17 protein-coding genes and 1 pseudogene are annotated in these 20363 nt (G+C 63.6%); 13 read left to right on the top strand and 5 right to left on the bottom strand.

The window, feature by feature from the left end; translation table 11 throughout:
* The first annotated feature begins 4 nt into the window (after window positions 1–4).
* The 9 genes and pseudogenes from AACI_RS10170 to AACI_RS10130 all read left to right on the top strand — a co-directional run bounded on the left by AACI_RS10170 (window position 5) and on the right by AACI_RS10130 (window position 9299).
* Window positions 5–1192 (top strand): acetyl-CoA C-acetyltransferase, encoded by a 1188-nt coding sequence (locus AACI_RS10170; protein WP_012811336.1) that lies wholly within the window; start codon window positions 5–7, stop codon window positions 1190–1192.
* Between the two features lie 38 nt (window positions 1193–1230).
* The gene (locus AACI_RS16975) at window positions 1231–1572 is read left to right on the top strand and encodes an acetyl-coenzyme A synthetase N-terminal domain-containing protein (protein WP_245530553.1); all 342 of its coding nucleotides are present in this window, start codon (window positions 1231–1233) and stop codon (window positions 1570–1572) included.
* Entirely contained in the window at window positions 1476–3203 is a 1728-nt protein-coding gene (locus tag AACI_RS10165; RefSeq protein WP_342626147.1) for an acetate--CoA ligase, read from the top strand. The genes AACI_RS16975 and AACI_RS10165 overlap by 97 nt, the downstream gene beginning before the upstream one ends.
* Before the next feature lie 126 nt (window positions 3204–3329).
* A complete protein-coding gene (locus AACI_RS10160) occupies window positions 3330–4463 on the top strand; it encodes an acyl-CoA dehydrogenase (protein WP_012811335.1) in 1134 nt (377 codons plus the stop codon).
* Between the two features lie 11 nt (window positions 4464–4474).
* Window positions 4475–5808 (top strand): annotated as a pseudogene (locus AACI_RS10150) (acetyl-CoA carboxylase biotin carboxylase subunit).
* 12 nt (window positions 5809–5820) lie between these two features.
* Window positions 5821–6036, top strand: a complete 216-nt coding sequence (locus AACI_RS10145; protein WP_012811334.1) for an acetyl-CoA carboxylase biotin carboxyl carrier protein subunit — start codon at window positions 5821–5823, stop codon at window positions 6034–6036.
* A gap of 19 nt (window positions 6037–6055) precedes the next feature.
* The gene (locus tag AACI_RS10140) at window positions 6056–6961 is read left to right on the top strand and encodes a hydroxymethylglutaryl-CoA lyase (protein WP_012811333.1); all 906 of its coding nucleotides are present in this window, start codon (window positions 6056–6058) and stop codon (window positions 6959–6961) included.
* 38 nt (window positions 6962–6999) lie between these two features.
* Entirely contained in the window at window positions 7000–8502 is a 1503-nt protein-coding gene (locus AACI_RS10135) for an acyl-CoA carboxylase subunit beta (RefSeq protein ID WP_049763349.1), read from the top strand.
* Window positions 8503–8516: 14 nt separating this feature from the next.
* Window positions 8517–9299: an enoyl-CoA hydratase-related protein gene (locus AACI_RS10130; RefSeq protein ID WP_008341543.1), complete on the top strand. Its 783-nt coding sequence runs from the start codon at window positions 8517–8519 to the stop codon at window positions 9297–9299.
* Between the two features lie 108 nt (window positions 9300–9407).
* Here the strand turns inward: AACI_RS10130 and AACI_RS10125 are convergent, their stop codons facing one another.
* From AACI_RS10125 to AACI_RS10110, 4 genes are all read right to left on the bottom strand, one after another.
* A complete protein-coding gene (locus tag AACI_RS10125; RefSeq protein ID WP_012811331.1) occupies window positions 9408–10391 on the bottom strand; it encodes an aromatic ring-hydroxylating oxygenase subunit alpha in 984 nt (327 codons plus the stop codon).
* A 189-nt stretch (window positions 10392–10580) separates the two neighbouring features.
* A complete protein-coding gene (locus AACI_RS10120; protein ID WP_012811330.1) occupies window positions 10581–11897 on the bottom strand; it encodes an ABC transporter substrate-binding protein in 1317 nt (438 codons plus the stop codon).
* A gap of 30 nt (window positions 11898–11927) precedes the next feature.
* On the bottom strand, window positions 11928–12734 hold the full coding sequence (locus tag AACI_RS10115) for a carbohydrate ABC transporter permease (protein WP_012811329.1): 807 nt from the start codon (window positions 12732–12734) through the stop codon (window positions 11928–11930).
* A gap of 13 nt (window positions 12735–12747) precedes the next feature.
* Window positions 12748–13632 carry a carbohydrate ABC transporter permease gene (locus tag AACI_RS10110; RefSeq protein ID WP_012811328.1) on the bottom strand — a complete coding sequence of 295 codons (885 nt, stop codon included), beginning with the start codon at window positions 13630–13632 and terminating at the stop codon, window positions 12748–12750.
* 129 nt (window positions 13633–13761) lie between these two features.
* On the opposite strand from AACI_RS10110, the gene AACI_RS10105 reads away from it, so the two are divergent.
* Entirely contained in the window at window positions 13762–15150 is a 1389-nt protein-coding gene (locus AACI_RS10105) for an MBL fold metallo-hydrolase (RefSeq protein WP_342626146.1), read from the top strand.
* A gap of 40 nt (window positions 15151–15190) precedes the next feature.
* Here AACI_RS10105 and AACI_RS10100 read toward each other — a convergent pair whose 3' ends face one another.
* Complete coding sequence (locus tag AACI_RS10100) at window positions 15191–16405, bottom strand: MFS transporter (RefSeq protein ID WP_012811326.1); 1215 nt, start codon at window positions 16403–16405, stop codon at window positions 15191–15193.
* Window positions 16406–16706: 301 nt separating this feature from the next.
* Here AACI_RS10100 and AACI_RS10095 point away from each other — a divergent pair, with 301 nt between their 5' ends.
* The 3 genes from AACI_RS10095 to AACI_RS10085 are packed head-to-tail and all read left to right on the top strand — an operon-like array spanning window position 16707 to window position 20316.
* The gene (locus tag AACI_RS10095; RefSeq protein ID WP_245530548.1) at window positions 16707–18545 is read left to right on the top strand and encodes a hypothetical protein; all 1839 of its coding nucleotides are present in this window, start codon (window positions 16707–16709) and stop codon (window positions 18543–18545) included.
* Window positions 18542–19477: an ABC transporter ATP-binding protein gene (locus AACI_RS10090; protein ID WP_012811324.1), complete on the top strand. Its 936-nt coding sequence runs from the start codon at window positions 18542–18544 to the stop codon at window positions 19475–19477. Before AACI_RS10095 ends, AACI_RS10090 begins: the two co-directional genes overlap by 4 nt.
* On the top strand, window positions 19474–20316 hold the full coding sequence (locus AACI_RS10085; protein WP_012811323.1) for an ABC transporter permease: 843 nt from the start codon (window positions 19474–19476) through the stop codon (window positions 20314–20316). Before AACI_RS10090 ends, AACI_RS10085 begins: the two co-directional genes overlap by 4 nt.
* Window positions 20317–20363 lie beyond the last annotated feature (47 nt).

Raw genomic sequence — 20363 nt, 5'->3', positions numbered from 1 at the left:
GCATGTGCAAGACGTGGTGATTGCAGGGGCAGTGCGGACGCCCATCGGAACGTTCCAGGGAAGTCTCTCGCCCCTTTCGGCGCCGGATCTCGGTGCGGCCGTGATCCGGGAGTCGCTGCGGCGCGCGGGAGTTGAGGCCGGGGCCGTGGACGAAGTCGTGATGGGCAACGTGCTGCAGGCGGGCGTCGGCCAGAATCCAGCGCGGCAAGCGGCGATGCGCGCGGGGCTGCCGGAAGACATCCCGGCGACGACGGTGAACATGGTGTGCGGATCGGGCCTAAAGTCGGTCATGCTCGCGGCGCAGGCCATTCGCGCCGGGGACGCGGACGTCTTGGTGGCGGGCGGCATGGAGTCGATGTCGAACGCGCCGTACCTGCTTCCAGGGGCGCGCGAGGGCTACCGCATGGGCCATCGCGAAGTGGTCGACAGCATGATCCGGGATGGCTTGTGGTGCGCGTTTTGCGACATCCACATGGGCGTCACTGCCGAAAACGTGGCGAATCGCCACGGCATCAGCCGCGAGGATCAGGACCGATTCGCGCTGCAGAGCCAGATGCGCGCCAAGGAAGCGATGGAGGCAGGCCGGTTCAAGGACGAGATCGTGCCCGTCTCCGTGCCGCGGCGGAAGGGCGAGCCGACCTTGGTCGATTGCGACGAACATCCGCGTCCCGACACGACGTACGAGGCGCTGGCGAAGCTTCGGCCCGCGTTTCAGGCGGACGGCACCGTGATCGCCGGCAACAGCTCGGGCATCAACGACGGCGCGGCGGCCATGCTGGTGCTCGCCCGGGATCGCGCCGAGGCGTTGGGCGTGAAGCCGATGGCGCGGATCGTGAGCTACGCGAGCGTGGGCTTGGATCCGAGCGTGATGGGCCTCGGTCCCATCGAGGCGACGCGCCGAGCGCTCGGCCGGGCGGGGCTTTCCGTGGAAGACCTCGACCTCATCGAGGCGAATGAGGCGTTCGCCGCCCAGGCGCTCGCGGTGGCTCGGGAACTGTCGTTCCCGGATGACAAGTTGAACGTGAACGGCGGCGCCATCGCGCTCGGCCACCCCATCGGCGCGAGCGGTGCCCGGATCTTGGTCACGCTGCTTTACGAGCTCGAGCGCCGCGGCGGCCGTTTCGGCCTCGCCACACTGTGCATCGGCGGCGGACAGGGCGTGGCCATGGTCGTGGAGCGCATGTCGCAGTGATTCACCGACAAGGCCATCATCCTTGAGGAGGGATCCTCGTGGCAGACGAAGTGTTGAGCATGATCGCGAGCGCCCGGCTCATCCCGCCACCGGAGGCCTACGCGGCCCGGTCTTATCTCTCGAGCTACGACGAGTACCGCGCGAGATATCAAGCGTCCATCGACGATCCGGCGGCATTCTGGGACGAGATCGCCGACGAGTTGGTATGGCAGCAGCGCGGAAAGACGGTCATCGCGGGCGAGCTTCCCGATTTTCAGTTCTTTCCCGGAAGTTACATCAACGTGTGCGAAAACTGCGTGGATCGACAAGCCAAGCACCCGATGTACGCAACAAGGTGGCGCTCTTCTTCGAGGGGGAGGACGGCGAACGCCGCAGCGTGACGTACCTCCAGCTCCAGGATGCCGTGTCCCGGTTTGCGAACGCGCTCAAAGATCTCGGGCTGCGACAGGGCGATGTGGTCTGCGTGTACATGCAAAATCTCATCGAGACCTACGTCGCGCTCTTGGCGTGCCTGCGCATCGGCGTGCTCTACAACACGGTGTTTGCGGGATTTTCCGCCGAGGCGCTGCGCGAGCGGATTGTGCGGTGCGGGGCCAAGGCGGTGATCTGCGCCAACGGAAGTCTCAGGCGCGGCCGGGTGCTTCGGCTGAAGGAAACCGTCGACCGGGCGCTTGAAGGTGTGGAGACCGTGGAGCACGTCATCGTCTACCGGCGCCTGCCCGATCTCGACACGCCGATGACGCCGGGGCGCGATCTCGACTTTGAGTCGCTCGTCGAGCGCGCCTCCCGGGACTGCCCTCCTGCTGTACTGGAGGCGAACGAGCCCGCCTTCCTCATCTTCACGAGCGGAACGACGGGCCGGCCGAAAGGCATCGTCCACGCCGGCGGCGGATTTCTGCTTGGAACCTACGCGTACACGAAGTACCAGCTCGACCTCCGGCCCGAGGACGTGTACTGGAACACAGCGGACATCGGCTGGCTCACATCTCACATCTTCGTGCTGGTCGGCGGTCTCGCCTTAGGCACCACGACCATCCTGTACGAGGGCGCGCTGGATTGGCCCAAATCGGGCAGGCTATACGAGATGATCGAGCGATACCGCGTCAACAAACTGTTCTCGGCACCCACCGCCTATCGGATGATGATGAAACACGGCGAGGACATCGCGCGGCAATACGACTTGTCGTCGCTTGAACTCTTGGTGTCGGTCGGAGAGCCGTTCAATCCCGAGGCGTGGCATTGGGTCCGCCGCGTTGTCGGCGGTGACGTCGCTGTCATCAACAACACCTGGGGCCAGACCGAGACCGGTGGAACGCCGCTCGCGCTGTTGCCAGGGGCGGTGCCCATGAAACCCGGCTCGTGTGGCGTGCCGTTCTTCGGACACGATCTCGCCGTCGTGGATGAACAGGGCCGGGAGGTGCCGGACGGGGTGCCCGGATATCTCGTGATCCGCCGTCCGTTCCCGTCGCTCGCGCGCGACGTGTACGGCGATCGGAACCTGTACCTGAACGCGTACTTCTCGCGTATGCCCGGGCTCTACTTCACGGGCGACAGCGCGGTCCGGGATGCGGATGGCCACTTCTGGGTGCTCGGCCGGGTCGACGACGTGATCAACGTGTCGGGCCACCGAATCAGCACGATGGAGATGGAGAGCTCGCTCATCCAGCATCCGGCCGTGGTGGAGGCGGCGGTCGTGGGCGAGCCTGACGACGTGAAGGGCCAGGTCCCCGTTGCGTTCGTGACGCTCGAGCGCGGGTGGGAACCGAGCACGGACCTGGAGGAGGAACTGAAGGCGCGCGTCGTGGCGGACATCGGTTCGTTTGCGCGGCCGGCGCGCGTGTACTTCGTGGAGGCGATGCCGAAGACGCGATCGGGCAAGATCCTGCGGCGGATGCTGCGCGAGATCCTGCAGACGGGCGAAGTGAAAGGGGACGTCACCGGCCTGGAGGACTGGGAGGTCGTGGAACGGCTTCTGCACGATTTGCGCGAGCGGGCGCCGGGCGGTGAATGACCGAACGGTTCAGAAACCCATGGGGAAACATCGAGGCATTGAGGAAAGCTGTGCGCTTCAAAATTGATTGCAAGCGCTTGCTTATTCGGCTACAGTGAAAGGTGAGAGCGAAGGGAGAGGGACCGCGTGGACTTTGATCTCACCTCGGAACAAAAGATGATTCGGGATACGGTGCGCGAGTTTGCGGAGGCCGAGATCGCGCCTCACGCCGCGGAATGGGATAGGACGGAGCACTTCCCCATCGAGGTGTTTCGCAAGATGGGCGAACTCGGCTTTCTCGGCCTGCCCATTCCGGAGGAATACGGTGGCGCGGGCGCCGACATGATCTCGTACTGCCTGGCGGTGGAGGAGATCGGGCGCGCGTGCGGCGGAACAGGGCTCAGCTACGAGGCGCACGTGTCGCTCGCGTGCACGCCCATTCTGCTCTACGGGACGGAGGAGCAGAAACAGAAGTACCTGGTGCCTATGGCGCGCGGCGAGGCGCTCGGTGCGTTTGGTTTGACGGAGCCCGGGGCTGGATCGGACGCCGGAGGAACGCGGACGACCGCCGTCCTGGAGGGCGACGAATGGGTCATCACCGGCAACAAGATCTTCAACACAAACGGCGGCTATGCGAAGTACGTCGTGCTCACCGCGGTGACGGATCCGGCGTCGCGCGGCATCAGCGCGTTCATCGTGCCGACAGATGCCGAGGGCTTCTCGGTGAGCAAGCCGTATGAGAAACTGGGCATGCGGGCGTCGAACACGGTCGAACTGATTCTCGATCACGTCCGCGTTCCGAAGGAGAACCTACTCGGGCCGCTGAACGCTGGGTTCAAGCAGTTTCTCTCGACGCTGGACGGCGGACGTGTCGCCATCGCAGCTCTGGCGGTCGGGATCGCGCGGGCGGCGTTTGAGACGGCTCTCGCGTACGCCAAGACGCGCGTCCAGTTCGGGCAGGCCATCAGCAAGTTCCAGGCGATTCAGCACAAGCTCGCCGACATGGCCATGCACATCGATCTCGCCCGGAATGCGGTGATGAAGGCCGCGTGGCTGAAGGATCAGGGCCGGCCGTACACGCTGGAGGCGTCGTACGCCAAGCTGTTTGCGTCCGAGATGTGCACGCGGACGTGCGAGCAGGCGATTCAGATCTTGGGCGGGTATGGCTACATGCGCGAATACCCGGTGGAGCGCCACTATCGCGACGCGAAGTTGATCGAGATCGGCGAGGGCACGTCGGAGATCCAGCGCCTGGTGATCGCGCGCCAGCTGGGCTGTTAGGAGGGGGCGGCATGTTTGCCAAGGTATTGATCGCGAATCGAGGCGAGATCGCAAGGCGCATCATTCGCACGTGCAGGCGCCTCGGCGTCGCGACCGTCGCCGTCTATTCCGACGCGGACGAGAAAGCGCTTCACGTCCGCGAGGCAGACGAGGCCGTGCGCATCGGCGAGGCCCCGGTCGCGAAGAGCTACCTGAACATCGAGGCCATCTTGCGCGCGGCCGAGCAGACCGGCGCGGAGGCTATCCATCCAGGTTACGGGCTGTTGAGTGAAAACGCCGACTTTGCGCGAGCCGCGATGGAGCGGGGCATCCGCTTCATCGGGCCTTCGCCCGAGGCCATCGCAGCCATGGGAAGCCGGCGCGGGAGACGGTGAAACGGGCGGGAGCCCCCGTCGTGCCGGGGAGCGAGGGCGCGGTGGCGAGCGTGGAGGAGGCGGTTCGCATCGCGGCCGAGATCGGCTATCCGGTCATGCTCAAGGCGTCGTACGGTGGCGGCGGGATCGGCATGCAGGTGGTGAACTCAGAGGAGGAGCTGCGCAAGGCGTTCGCGTCAAACTCCGCGCGAGCCAAGGCGTACTTCGGCAACGGCGAGATGTTCCTCGAGAAGCGCGTGCAAAGGCCGCGACACGTGGAGATCCAGGTCTTGTGCGACGGGCATGGACATGGCGTCTATCTTTGGGAGCGCGAGTGCTCCATCCAGCGACGTCATCAGAAGGTCGTCGAGGAAGCGCCGTCCCCGTTTGTCGACGAGGCGCTCCGGCAGAGGATGGGAGAGGCAGCGCTCGCCATCTGCCGGGCCATCGGCTATGAGAATGCGGGCACGCTCGAATTTCTCGTCGATGAGGAGAAGAATTTTTATTTCCTCGAGATGAACACGCGCCTGCAGGTCGAACACCCCATCACCGAGATGATCACCGGGCTGGATCTCGTCGAATGGCAGCTGCGCATCGCCGCCGGTGAGCCGCTCGGGTTTGGGCAGGACGACATCCGGCGCGACGGCCACGCGATTGAGTGCCGGGTGTACGCCGAAGATCCCGAGAAGATGCTGCCGTCGCCCGGCACCATCACGCGCATGGTGTTGCCTGAAGGTGAGGGCATCCGAAACGATGTGGGCGTGGAATCGGGGTCGGAGATCACTCCCTTCTACGATCCGATGATTGGCAAGCTCATCGCCCACGGCCGGGACCGGGCTGAGGCCATCGATCGCATGAAGCAGGCGCTTGACGCGTATGTCATCGAAGGCATCCGCTCGAATCTGCCGCTGCTCCGGGCGATCATCGCCTCGGATCGGTTCGCCGCCGGCGACACCACGACAGACTTTTTGGAATCCTGGGGGAAGCGCTGAGGAGGGGTTATCATGGCAACTGTGCAAGCCACCATGGCGGGCATCGTGCTCCGGGTGCTGGCTCAACCGGGCGATCGCGTCGAGACAGGCCAGGACGTCGTTGTGCTCGAGTCCATGAAGATGGAGATCCCCATCCAGGCCGAGCGGGCCGGGGTGGTGGCCGAAGTGCTCGTGAACGAGGGCGATTTTGTCAACGAGGGAGACGATCTCGTCCGACTGGAAGACTGATGCGGAAGAGGGCGATGGCATGGGGGAACGCGTGTGGCTGCGCGAGGTCGGACCGCGGGACGGGTTGCAGAATGAGCCGGGCGTGATCGCCACGGAGATCAAGGTGGAGCTCGTCGAGCGACTGATGGATGCGGGCGTCAGATTCATCGAAGTCTCTTCCTTCGTGCACCCGAAGTGGATCCCGCAGTTGGCGGACGCCGACGAGGTGTTCGCGCGGATTCGGCGCAGGCCCGGCGTGGAGCTGTCCGCGCTCGTGCCCAACGAGCGCGGGCTCGCACGAGCCTTGGCGGCGAAGGTGGACGCCGTGCACGTGTTCATGTCGGCGAGCGAGTCACACAATCTGAAGAACATCAACAAGACCATCGCGGATACGTATCCCGTGTTGCGCCCCGTGATCGAGGGGGCCAAGGCGGAAGGCCTCGTGGTGCGTGGGTACGTGTCCACCGTTTTCGGCTGCCCGTACGAAGGCAAGGTCCCCGTGTCGCAAGTCCTGTCGGTGGTCGAGCGGCTGTTTGAGCTCGGCGTCGACGAGGTGGCGCTAGGCGACACCATCGGCGTGGCGGTGCCCACGCAGGTGGCGGAGGTCGTGCGCGAGGTGGAGCGCATCGTGCCTCTGGATCGCGTTTCGCTTCACTTCCACGACACGCGCGGGATGGCTATCGCCAACATGTACGCGGGCTTTGCCGCAGGCGTGCGGCGGTTCGATGGCTCCATCGGAGGGCTCGGCGGTTGTCCCTACGCGCCCGGCGCGTCTGGAAATGTGGCCATGGAGGACGTGCTTTACCTGTTCAATGGAATGGATGTGGAGACGGGCATTGAGGCCGAGCGGTACCTGGATGTCGTCGCCTGGTTGGAGAGCAAGCTCAACAAGCCCCTGGCGAGCCACGCCCGCCAGGTGGCGCGAAGTGCGTGTCAGGCAACGTGAAGGAGGGTGACGCCGTGGCGGACGAGCGTTTGGAACACATGCGCGCGCGCGCGATGGCGGGAGGCGCGACGAAGTATCACGAGAAAAACCGGGAACAAGGCAAGCTATTTGTCCGCGATCGCCTGAAACTACTCCTGGACGACGGCCTCGAGGTCGAGGACGGCCTGTATGCCAACTGCGCCGCGGAGGATCTGCCCGCCGATGGGGTGGTGACCGGCATCGGGCGCATCCACGGGCGGAAGGTCGCGATCATGGCCAATGACAGCACGGTCAAGGCGGGAAGCTGGGGCGCGCGGACAGTCGAGAAGATCCTCCGCATCCAGGAGACCGCGGAGAAGCTGCACATCCCCTTGATCTATCTCGTGGATTCGGCCGGGGCGCGGATCACGGACCAGGTCGAGATGTTTCCCGGCAGGCGAGGCGCAGGGCGAATCTTCTACAACGAAGTTCGCCTGAGCGGCCACATCCCGCAGATCTGCCTGCTCTTCGGCCCGTCTGCGGCTGGCGGCGCGTACATTCCCGCCTTCTGCGATCTCGTCATCATGGTCGAAGGCAATGCGAGTATGTACCTTGGCTCGCCGCGCATGGCGGAGATGGTCATCGGGGAAAAGGTGACGCTCGAAGAGATGGGCGGCGCGCGCATGCACTGCACCGTGAGCGGGTGCGGCGACGTGCTCGTACCTGACGAGCCGAGCGCCATCGAGGCCTGCAGGCGGTATCTGCGCTACATGCCGGATTCGTATCTCGGGCGCCCGCCCGTCGAAGATGCGCGCGATCCGGCGCCGTCACCGCGCAGGGCCTCGGATATCGTCCCGAAGAACCCGAACGTGCCGTTCAACATGTACGACCTCATCGATCGGTTGATCGACGAGGGCTCGTGGTTTGAAGTCAAGGCGCTTTTCGCTCAGGAGATCATCACGGGGCTCGCGCGCATCGCCGGGCGGCCGGTCGGCATCATCGCCAACCAGCCGCGCGTCAAGGGGGGCGTTCTGTTCGTCGACTCCGCGGACAAAGCGGCGCGTTTCATTGCGCTGTGCGACGCCTTCCATATCCCCCTCCTCTTCCTGGCGGACGTGCCCGGGTTCATGATCGGGACGAAGGTGGAGCGCCAGGGCATCATTCGCCACGGCGCGAAGCTCATCGCCGCGATGTCGGAGGCCACCGTGCCGAAGATCTCCGTGATCGTGCGGAAGGCGTACGGCGCGGGGCTGTACGCGATGGCGGGGCCTGCGTTTGAGCCGGACGCCTGCATCGCGCTGCCCACGGCCGAGATCGCCGTGATGGGGCCGGAGGCGGCCGTGAACGCGGTCTACGCCAACAAAATTGCGGAACTGGAGGAGCCCGAGCGATCGGCGTTCGTGAAGGAGAAGCGGGAGGAGTACCGGCGCGACATCGACATTTACCGCCTTGCGTCGGAGCTCGTGGTGGACCACATCGTGGACGCCGACGAACTCCGGGACGAACTCATCCGTCGATTTGCGATGTACGAAGGAAAATCGGTTGCGTTTGGGCACCGGAAGCATCCGGTGTACCCGGTCTGAGAGGGGAGACGGGCGTGGAACAGCCGATTGTGTGGCAGAAGGCGGAGGACGGGATCGCGGAGCTCCTCCTGAATCGGCCGGATGCGATGAACGCGCTCAATTACGCGCTGCTCCGCGCGCTGGAAGATGCCGTGCGCGAGATCGCGGAGGACCGCGGCGTGCGTGCCGTGATCGTGCGCGGGGAGGGAAAGGGATTCTGCGCGGGAGCGGATTTGAAGGAACGGCGCGGCCTGGCGCCTCACGAAGTGCGGCGCAACGTGCGCTTGACGCGCGAGGCGTTCGATCGCGTCGCGCGCCTGCCGCAGCCGACCATCGCGGTCCTGCATGGATTCGCGTTCGGAGGCGGGCTGGAGCTGGCGCTGGCGTGCGACTTTCGCATCGGCAGTCGCGATCTTCGGCTCGGTCTGACGGAGACGTCGCTCGCCATCGTCCCTGGGGCGGGCGGGACGCAGCGGCTGGCCCGCCTCATCGGGCCGACGTGGGCCAAGTGGATGATCTTCACGGCCGCGCGCATCGACGCGGAGCGCGCGAGAGAGCTCGGCATCCTGCTCGAGGTGGCGGATACCCGAGAGGCCGCGATGGACGCCGCGCGAGCGCTGGCCCGCGCCATCGCCGAAAACGGGCCGGTCGCGGTGCGCCAGGCGAAGTGGGCCATCGATCGCGGCCTGGACGTCGATCTGTCGACGGGGCTTGCCATCGAGGATGCGGCGTATGAGGGCGTTCTGCCGACCTCGGATCGGCTGGAGGCGCTCGCGGCGTTCGCGGAAAAGCGCAAGCCGCACTTCCGCGGTGAATAGGCCATGCGGGCGCCGGGCCGTAGTACCCGGGCGCAACGCGCGCGGGTGGCGTCGTGTTGGCGCCCTACGACTTGAAATGGTTGGGTTCACTGCCTAGAACATGGTCATTCAGGGGCCGGATCGTTCGACCGTCACGCGAGGCTCATCCCCCGTCAGAAACCGATACCAGCGCTGGCGGAAGCGGACCTGCGGCGCGTCGGCGGGGACGTGCGCTTCCATCCGAAGCGCTTCCGGGATGGGCCTCGGGTGTTGGCTCTCGACCACTCGCTGATCCTCGCGCAGCACGCGAAGGCTGTAGCGGCGGAAGAGGGCGTCCATGCCAGGGACGGATCGCGCGAAGGTGCGGCCGGCGTAACCAAGGATGCGCGTGGTCTCCGCGTCGACGGGCGTGAAGGTGACAAAGTTGAGGAAACCACCCTTTCCTTCGGCTGGCCGCAGAATCCACATCTGCGGAAACCAGTACTCGAGCACGCCGCCGCCGTTGCGAATGAGAATGCGATCGCTGTCGTCGGCGTCAAACGACACGCGCGGGATGATGGCTGGCGTGCGGCGGCCGATGGTCTTGCGGTGGACGAACGCCAGGTGGGCGACGTCGAGCACGCTTTCCACGACGCGGGTCAGGTGCGCCTGCCACACGTCTTCATACGGGACGAGGCGATATGACCCGTCTGTGAGCTCCGAGAACACGCGCGGCTCCGGTGGACTCGTTTCGCCGCCGAGGTAGACCCAGGCGATCCCGCCCCGTTCGCACGCGGGGTACGCGCGGTTGTGGGCAAAATCGGGAATTGGGCGATCCGGGTGTGCGGGGATCAGGGTGCAGCGGCCGTCACCTTGAAACTGCCACCCGTGGTACGCACACGCAAGGTGCCCGCCTTCGGCGCGGCCGAGCGCGAGATCCGCGCCTCTGTGCGTGCAGTAACGGGACAGCGCGCGGACATGTCCCGATGCGTCCCGAAACAGGACGAGGTCGCGCCCCGCGACGCGCGCGGCAAGCGGCCTGCGGCGCGTGAGCTGGGCGGAGAAACAGACGGCGTACCATGTCGCAGGGAACACGCGATCTTCGCTGGGTACCGGAGCTCTTCGTTCTGCCATCGTCAAACGCCTCCTGGCCTTGATCAAACCATGCTCCATTAATCATATATACGAGTTGGTTAATTATGCAAGAAGAAAACGGGCCTGACGCGAGCCCGAGTTTGATCTCGCCGTGGCGCGAACACCTCTCAAGATGAGCGGAGGCGGCCGACGAGCCGACCGCCTCCCGCTTGAGGATCGAGATGCCCGTCATGAATTGCCCTGGGCGAGCGCTTGGTTCGTGATGTTCGCCATGTTCTGCAGGGTCACCTGCGGCGTCTGCCGACCCGCCAGCATGTTGCCAATCTGTGTGGTCATCTCTTGCTCCGCGGAGTAGAGCGAAGCGAGCCGAGGGGAGAAATAGGCGTATTTCAGCTCGTTGGGTGCGACCCCCTGATTCGGATGGGTCTTGATGAAGCTCGTCCAGGCCGAATTGGTGAGTGCGCTTTGGCGGACGGGGAGGTAGCCTGTCTGTTCCGCCCACTCGATGGTCGATGGTACAGAAATGAGGAAGTTCAGATACTTCGCCGCCGCCGCTTTCTGAGCGGATGTCGCTGCGTTGAAAATGACCAAGTTCAAACCGGCCGTGGGGACGGCGTAGGTCACGCCCTTTGGGAGCGGCGCAACTTTCCAATGGAGGTTCGAGTTGTTGATGAACGACATCGCGGCGACCGTGTCGAGGTCCATCGCGTACTCGTTCGTGTTGAAACCGTCGGAGAGGTATTCGTTCGCGCCGATGACCTTGGCCGCGTGTTCATCCACCAAGCGCTTCATGAAATGGAGCGCTGCGAGACCGGCTGAGCTATCGAAGGCCGCCTTGGTGTTTCTGGCGTTCAGGATCTGTCCACCCGCTTGTTTTAAGAGCATTTCAAAGGTGTAATAGTTGCCCTGCAGGCCGAGGCCCGGAATGCCTTCTTTCTTTTGAATCTTGATGGCATCCTGTTCGAGCTGGCTCCAGGTTGTCGGCGGCGAAGAAATCCCGGCCTTCTTTAAATCGTCCACATTGTAGTACAGGACGTAGGCGGACTTGTTGAAGGGAACGGACATCAACTTGCCGTTGTACGTCGAGTCCTGACGCCAAATCGGGATTAGATCGTTCTGCGTGGATTTCGGAATGACGGAGTCGAGGGGCTCAATCAGACCGTTCTGCACGTAATTCGTCTCCCACGTCTCCTCGACCTGCGCCACCGTGGGCTCTGTGCCGGACGCAATGGCGGCGGTCAACTTCTGCTCCAACGTGCTGTACGAGCCATTGAAGATGAGCTGCACGTGGATGTTGGGATTTTGCTTCTCAAACTCGTTCGTCAGCTTTTGGAGTTCGGTCCCGAGCTTGCCAGGCATGGATTCCTCAAAGGTGATGGTCACAGGTTGCGCGGTGCTCGCGGCTTGTCCCGATGCGTTGGAGGACTTGGTCATGGGGATTCCGCCCCCGCCGCCGGTCTCCTCGTCTCCGCATCCAGTGGCCATCCACGCGCACATCACCACCGCTGTGGCTGTCGCCATGAGGGCCTTGTTTTTGTGTTTCACACTGACCTCTCCTTTCGATGAACAAAGGTTTTATCTAATGCCGCTGCGTGTGATTCCTTCGATGAAGTACCGCTGTCCAATGAGGAACACGATGGCAAGCGGAACCATACAGAAGGTCGCAGCGGCCATTAGCTGGTTGTACTCTGTCCCCACGTCCGAAGTGAAGTTCATCAAACCTACGGGGACCGTGTCCAAGGACTGGGAGTTCGATACGACGACCACCCAGAGGAACGAGTTCCAACTGCCAATGAACTTGATCAGTCCCGCCGTAATCCACACGGGTTTCGTGAGCGGCATGACGATTTGAAAGAGTGTGCGAACAGGATGCAGCCCGTCCAATTCCGCCGCTTCGAAGATCTCACTGGGCATCGATAGAAAAAATTGGCGCATGAGAAAGATGGTGAACACGCTCACCAGCCACGGCACGATGATGCCTTGATAGGTACTCATCCAGTGGAGCTTCGCCACCGTGATGTAATTCGGGATGAGCAACAGTTCCCCGGGCACCATCAGCGTGGCCAAGAGCGCGAGGAAAAGCGGACGTTTGCCTGCGAATTCGAGCCGAGCAAACGCATAGGCCGCCATGGCGCCAAGCGTCAGATCGAACGCGGTTTCCACGCCGGAGATGAAGAGGCTATTCAGGAAGTAGCGCGAGAATGGCGCCGACCTCCACGCGGCCGCATAATTGCTCCATTCGACGGGATGTGGCCAGAGCATCGGCGTGGCGGTGAGCACTTCGTCGGCTGGCTTCAGGGACGTGGAAAGCATCCAGATGAACGGCCCCAGCACGAAAAGCGTGACCACAATCAGCGCTGCGTAAATGAATAGCTTGCGCATGCTTGCGCCTCCATCAGGATTCGTAGTGGACGCGCCGCTGCAGCGTCATCTGCAGGAGCGTGCACGCGAGGATGATGACAAAGAGAATGTAGGCGGATGCGCTCGCGTAGCCCATCCGGTAATCGCTGAACCCTTCTGTGAACATGTAGTACAGCATGGTCAAACCACTGTCGTTGGGGCCATCGGTCGCGCCGTACAGGACGTACACGGGAAGAAACACCTTGAAGGCTTCGATGGTACTCATCAACAGCACGAAGAACGTCGTCGGGGAGAGGAGCGGCCATGTGACGTGTCGGAAGAGGTCCCAGCCGTGCGCTCCGTCGACGCGTGCGGCTTCGTAGTACTCGCGGCTGATGTTCTGTAAACCTGCGAGAAACAGGACGGAAACGTAGCCCAAGCTCTGCCACACGCTCAGCGTGACGAGACAGATCATCGTGTCCTGCGGCGTGTTGAGCCAGTCGGGCCCCTGGATGCCGACCTGGCGGAGGAGGTCATTCAGCAAACCGAACTGGTCGTTAAAAATCCACTGCCATATGATGCCCGTCGCCGCAATGGACGTCACGTAGGGAAGGAAGATGGCTGTCCGGAAGAATCCCCGCAGACGAATTTTCGCGTTCAGCAGGAGAGCCACCGCCAATCCCAGGGCCATGACGATGGGAACATACAGGACGACAAACAGCAGCGTATTGACGACCGCGCGATGAAACAGCGGGTCCTTAAAAATTTGAACGTAATTTTGAAAGCCCACAAATTGCTTGTGAGGACTGATCATGTCCCAGTGAAAGAAGCTGATCACGAAGGATTCGACGATTGGGTACAGTGTGAACACGGCCAAGAGGGCGAGCGTCGGAAACAGCATCAGGTACGCCGTGAGCGTTCTTCGAGCCTTCAGCGTCATCACGAAATCCCTCTCAAATGAAGCATGACATGCCTCGGCTTCCACTCGATCGACATTGTAATCACAACCGTCTGACACGCCAAGTGAAGATTGAGTAAAGAGAACTTCACACAAATTCAAAATCGAAGTATGTTCTCAGCCCCTCTCCTGTGGTATCCTGAAATGCTCGGCTGCGATCCGAGCCTGCACAAGGGAGCGATGGTTGTGGACAAGCCAACACGCATCACATTCTTCGGGGGAACGCGCACCATCGGCGGTACCATTTGCCGGGTGAAGACGCCTTCCGCCCAGCTCGTCTTCGACATGGGGCATGTGGTTCGCCCCGCCTCGCCGATGTTCTCAGGTCCGCTGCGCCCGCGTTCAACCGCCGACCTCCGGGCGGTCGGCATCCTTCCGGATATTCCTGAGCTTTATACCCATGATCAACGAGGAAACTTGGCAATCTGCATAAGCCATAACCACTTGGATCATACCGCTCTTTTGCCTTATATGGCAAACGAAATCTCGATTTTTTCGACCAAAGAGACATGTAAGATCTTGAGGCTTATCTCGGAAGCCGCCATTGAAGATCAACCTCCGCTTCGGGTCATCGGCGTCGAACCCGAGGAATGGCGGAGCGTCGGGGATCTGCAGTTTCAATTCGTCCCAGTCGATCACGACACGCCCGGGGCAGCAGCCATCTTCATCACCGCCCCGGATGTCCGGCTGGTCTACACGGGAGATCTGCGGTTTCACGGATGGAGGCCCGAGGTTTCGCGCGCGTTCGTCGAGCAGGCGCGCAGGTTCGAGCCGGACGTGCTGCTCATTGAGGGGACGCGGGCCGGGGACGAGGCGCGCCCGCAAGTGACGGAGCAGGAACTCCTCCGTCTGATTGTGGAGGCTATGGCGGGCGAGGCTCGCATGGTCTATTTCAACGCGTATCCGCGCCATCCAGAGCGCGTCCTCGCGTTCGCCCGTGCGGCTCGCGAAGCGAAGCGCTTGCCGGTCTTCGAAGCGCGAACGCTCTACGTGGCCTCGCACTTCACAGATGGCCTGCCCGAGGACATCCATGTCTGGGCGGACGATGAACTCCCTGACCCCGTCGCGAGATGGCTCAAAGACAGAGGTTTGCCTTCCCTCGAGGCCTCCGACGTGCGGAAAGCGCCAAGTGACTTCGCCGTCGAACTCGCCTACGACCGGCTGTGGCGGCTCATTGACATAGGCGCCGCCGCCCCAGGACTCTACATTCATTCCAACGGGGCTCCGCTCGGGCCGTTCGATCCGGCCTGGGACAATCTCCAGCGGTGGCTCGCGCATTTCGAAGTGACCTTTCGCGCCATCGGCACCAGCGGGCACGCGGCGCTCGACGAGATTGAACAGGCCATCGAGGCTATCCGCCCTCGCGTCTATCTGCCGATTCACTCGTTTCATCCTGAGCGCGTGATCGCGTCCGGAATCCCGCGCGTTTTGCCCGAGGAGCGCGTGGATTACACGTTGTCCCATCTCCTCGCCGCCGCGTCCGTGGCTTCCCGCGCGTGAAGGAGACACCGGGCGGCCCGTGAGCCGCCCGAAGTGGCCATCATGTGGTACTCAATTTTCGTTTGGCGAAAAGAAAGGCGAGGGCGGCTGCCGCCTGCGCGGCCAAGATCATGCCGATGACGCCGCGCCAGCCCATGTCCGTCCAGAACAAGCCGCCCAAGGATCCGATGACGCTGGATCCAGTGTAGTAACAGAAGAGGTACAAAGCCGACGCCTGCGCTCGGTGCGCACCGCCCAGGCTGCCGACGCTCGACGAGGCGGTGGAATGTGCGCCGAAAAAGCCGAAGGTGAACACCACCATCCCTAGGACGATCGCGGCAAGGCCTCGCGCGCAGGTGAGCGCTGCGCCGGCGGCCATGATGGCGATGTTCAGCGGCAGCACGCGATGGCGTCCGATTCGATCCGCCAGGCTCCCCATGAACGAGGAGCTAAACGTGCCCGCCAGATAGGCGAAGAACAGGAGGCCAATGACGGAAGTCGAGAGGTGATAAGGCGCGCCAGCGAGGCGAAATCCCATGTACGTGTAGAGGGACACGAATCCGCCCATGAGAAGCCCGCCCACGAGATACAGGGCGTCCAGTTCCGGCCGCTTCACCGCGTGCGCGAAGCGGGACAGGATGTCCTGGACGCGATCCCTTCTTGGCACAAAGTGCCGCGACGCCGGAAGCGACCAAGCCACGTAGGCGCTCAGCGCCAGGCTCACCGCCCCGAACGCCATCATCCCGATTCGCCACGAGGCGCCATCGGCCACCAGGCTGATGAGCACGCGCCCGAGTAACCCGCCCAGCGTATTGCCGCTGATGTAGAGGCCCATCGCAAAGCCCAGACTCGACGAGTCGATCTCCTCGCTCAGGTACGTCATGGCCACGGCCGGCAATCCGGCCAGCGTGAATCCCTCCAAGGCCCGCGCGGCGACGATCCCCCAAAACGTCGGCACGAGGCCCACCGCGAATTGGAGGACGGACGAGGAGAACAGGGAGAACAACATGATGGGCTTTCGGCCGAATCGGTCGGACAAAGACGCAAAGATGGGCAGCGACAGGGCGAGCGTAAAGGTCGAAGCGGAGAGCGCCAGACTCGCGGCCGCTGGCGATCGCGCGAAATCCGAGCTGAACGCGGGAATGAGCGGCTGCACCGCATACAGGTTGGCGAAGGTCACGAGCCCTGCGGCGAGGAAGGCGATGCTCACGCGCCGGTAGATCGGCGTGCCTCGCGCGATATAGACGTGATGGCCAGGCGATTTGGATGGAAGCACGCGACAAACCCTCTTCCTCGAAGCCAAGGTCACAATTCCAGGATACGACGATTCCAGGAAGATGGCCAGCCATCGCGACATTCGCAGGACGGTTCGGATGGCGGTACAATGGAACCGCATGGCCATCTCACGAGGCGTGTTTTGGATGCCTTTCGAAAGGGACGGTGGCATGAGGCTCGTCTCGCGCTGCCTTCAGGCGCTTGGTCGAAATCCAGCGGTTGCATGTGCCGCAATCGCCGCGGCGTCTCTGGGGTTTTGGGCTCCTCGCGCGCCCGAAGCCTTCGCGGACGCGTCCGTATCCATGGCGACCGCCGTGGGCTACGGCGGATACTACGTGGCGGACGAATGGGTGCCGGTGCACGTCTTTGTCCGAAACGAGGGCCCGGCTGGCATGGCGAAGTTGGTGCTGCGCGTGGGCGGGCCGTCGATTGGGGATCGGCGCGTTTCGGGGGAGTTCACCTGGCCGCTCTGGCTCCCGAAGGGGGGATCGGCCTCGACGTTCATCGACGTGCCGGGCAGCGCGCTGTCGCAGGGAACGGCGCTCGATCTCGTCGCAGGAGACCGCGTCATCTCCACCTCGTGGCTTGGGGGCAACAGCGTCTCGCACGTCGATCTCGTCGGTGTGGTCAGCGACAGCTCGCAGGCCACACAGTTTCTCGCGGGAACGAGTGCGGACGGCACGCCTGTGTTGCCCGTCGCGCTGCGGCCGTACGACTTGCCGACGTCCGCGCAGGCGCTCGCCAATCTCAGTGCGCTCGTGGCAAGTGTGGACGAGCTGCGCGCGCTGTCGAACGCGCAGGCGAGAGCGCTCGCGACCTGGGTGGATCAGGGGGGGCTGCTCATTGTGACGGGGACGGGCTTGGCGCCGCCCGCGTTTGGCCTGCTCCCGATTTCCCCCGGCGCGTTCCAGGTGGTGGACGGAGATCCGCTCGCGAGCTTCGCAGGCACGAGCGGCGGGCCCGGGCAAATCGAGTCCACCGCGGGGCAGGTCGCGGCCGAGGCCCGGCTCTGGGCGGGATCGAACGCGGAACCGCTGGTCGCCAGCGAATCGTTCGGCCGGGGGCAGATCTGGCAGACATCCTTTTCCCCGCTGGATCCGGATCTGCTGGCTTGGCCGGGAAATGCGCAGATGTGGACGGCCCTGTTTCACGACGCCGGCGTTGCGCAGACAGCGGATGCGGCTGTCTCGGGTATGCTTCGCCCAACGGGTGGCCTCAGCCTGACGAGCGTGGGCGACGCGCTCGAGCCGCTGCGCATGCCGGGGCTCTCCACGTTCGCGTTGGTGCTGCTCGGCTACCTGGTGGCGGCGGGGCCGGTGACGTTTTATGTGCTCCGGCGCGTTCGCCGGGCGGCGCTCGCCTGGGTGATCCTGCCCGCCCTGAGCGGCCTCACCACGGTGGGCATCTTTGCGCTTGGCGGCTCGTCGCGGCCCGCGGGACTCCTGATGAATGGCGTCGGCGTCATGGATCTGCTCGGGGACGGGCGCGCGTTTGAGTACGGCGCGCTCGCCATCATGTCGCCGGACAGCGGCAACGACGTGCTTCGGTTGCCTCCTGCGGACAATGTCTTGACCCTGCAGAGCGACAATCAGCCTGTGGCAAACGCCCGGATCGAGCACGGCGGCGACGCCACCCTGGTATCGCTGACCGACGTGCCGCGCTGGCACGTGCGCTACGTGTTTGCGTCGGGATTCGACGAAGGTGCAGGACGGATCCAGTGCAATTTCAAGGAAGCCTATGGGCTTTTGTTCGGCACGGTGACGAACGAGACACAGATGACGCTGACCGATGTGGCCGTGGTGTACAACGGGACGCTGGTCAAGGTGGGCACGCTCGCGCCAGGCCAGACGAGGTCGCTCAACGCGAGCCAGGAGGTGCCGACCTCGTCCTGGATCTCCGATTATGGGGTCTACAATCGACAGCTCACGCACGGAATTGGCCGAACGCTTGGCGCGTATTTGTCCGGCCTGGCTGCGGGATGGCGCGAGGGCTCTGCGGCGGCGCTCGTCCTCGCCACGGCCGATCGCGGCCTTCCCGAGTTGGCGGCGCCATCGAATCAACGCGCCGTGGCGAGCGAGAAGACGCTTGTGCTCGTGCGCGAGTACGCACCGGTGATGCCGGTGGTGGAGGCGGGATCGTGATTCTCACGCAGAATCTCACCAAGCGGTACGGAAAGACGCTGGCGGTGAACAACCTCAACCTCAACATCGAGCGTGGGGTCATCTTCGGGCTCGTGGGCGAAAATGGGGCTGGCAAAACCACGGCGCTGTCGATGCTAGCGACGCTGACGTTGCCGTCGTCTGGGCGGGCTTACGTCTGCGGCCACGAGGTGACGAGGGAACCGCAGGCGGTCCGCCGGGCCATCGGCTACATGCCGGACTCGTTCGGCGTCTACGACGACCTCACCGTGATGGAATACCTGCGTTTCTTCGCCCAGTGCTACGGCGTGGATAGGCGGACCATCTCGCGCCGCGCGGAGGAACTCTTGGAACGGGTTCGCCTTGCGGACAAGCGAGACGTCTACGTCAACCACCTGTCGCGCGGCATGCAGCAGCGCCTCGAGGTCGCGCGCTGCCTGATGCACGATCCGGACGTGCTCATTTTGGACGAGCCGTCGAGCGGCCTCGATCCGAAGTCGCGGCTCGAGATGCGGTCGGTGCTCGCAGGGCTTCGCGAGTTGGGCAAGACCGTGATCATCAGCACACACATTCTGAACGAACTCGCCGAAGTGGCCGACGAGGTGGGCATTCTGCTGCGGGGCGAACTCGTGGCCGTGGCCGCGGTTCAGGTGATGGTCCAGCATTCGAGCGCCTACCGCACGATTGTGATCGACGGCCGGGATCTCGGCGATCGCTTCGTCAAGGCGCTCTTTGCCGATCCGCACGTCGCCGAGGTCCGCCCGCTCGCGCCTGGGTGGGAGGTGCTCTACGCGGGCACGCTGGCGCAGCAGGCCGAGCTTTTGAGCCGGCTCGTCGCGGAAGGGTTTTCGATCACGCAGTTCCGCGAGCAACCGACGGACATCGAGCAGCTGTTCCTGCGCCTCGCCGCGATTCAGGAGGGGGTGATGTCGTGAATCTGCATTTGAATCCCCTGCTCCTGAAGGAGTTCCGCCAGCGCATGCGCACCATTCGGGCGCCGCTCGTCATCACGGCGTATCTGTTTGCCATGAGCGCGCTCACGGTGTTTCTTCTGTACGAAAACGTGCAGGGGCAGTTGTATTTGGTCCAGCCCACGAAGAGCCAGCAGGTGTTTGCCTTGGTCAGCCTCTTGCAGATGGTGGTGGTGGCGTTTTTGGCGCCGGCTTTCGCGTCCGGCTCGGTGAGCGGTGAACGCGAACGAAAGACGCTGGCGGTCCTTCTGACCACACCGGTCGGCCCCTTTGGCATTCTGTTCGGGAAGGTCGTCTCTTCAAGCGCGCTGTTGGTCCTGCTCGTGGTACTGACCCTGCCCGTGTACAGCCTCGTGTTCCTGTATGGCGGCGCCGTCCCGGCGCAGGTCGCGTCCGTGCTCGGGTTTCAACTGGTGACGATTGTGGTCATTTCAGCGGTCTGTGTGCTGTTTTCGACCATCGCGCTGCGGTCCACGTGGAGCACGGTGTTCGCGTACGGCAGCGTGGGACTCATGACGGTGATTTTCGGGGCGCTCGGCTACGGGCTGAAATCGCTGTACGAGCAGAATCCCATCGACTACTCGGCGCTCGTGTGGTCTCACTTTTTCTACGCGCTGGATCCGCTGTACGTCGAGGCCGCGTTCTTGGGCGTGGTGTCTGCCAGGCCTCATGTATGGGTGCCTTTTGTGGAGTTTTACGTGGCCGTGATCGCCATCCTGTTGGTCCCGAGCCTTTGGCGGCTCAGGCCGCAGTGGTTCTCGTGGCTGCCCTTCGTGAGTGGCACCGAGAAGCAATATCAGTGAGGGCGGGGCTTGTCGCCTGACGCTTGTCATAGCGAGGGCGGGCGGCG

It is taken from the genome of Alicyclobacillus acidocaldarius subsp. acidocaldarius DSM 446, from assembly GCF_000024285.1.
Classification (GTDB): domain Bacteria; phylum Bacillota; class Bacilli; order Alicyclobacillales; family Alicyclobacillaceae; genus Alicyclobacillus; species Alicyclobacillus acidocaldarius.
The sequence above is the reverse complement of the archived record's forward strand: the minus strand, read 5'-3'. Positions and strand labels throughout refer to the sequence as shown.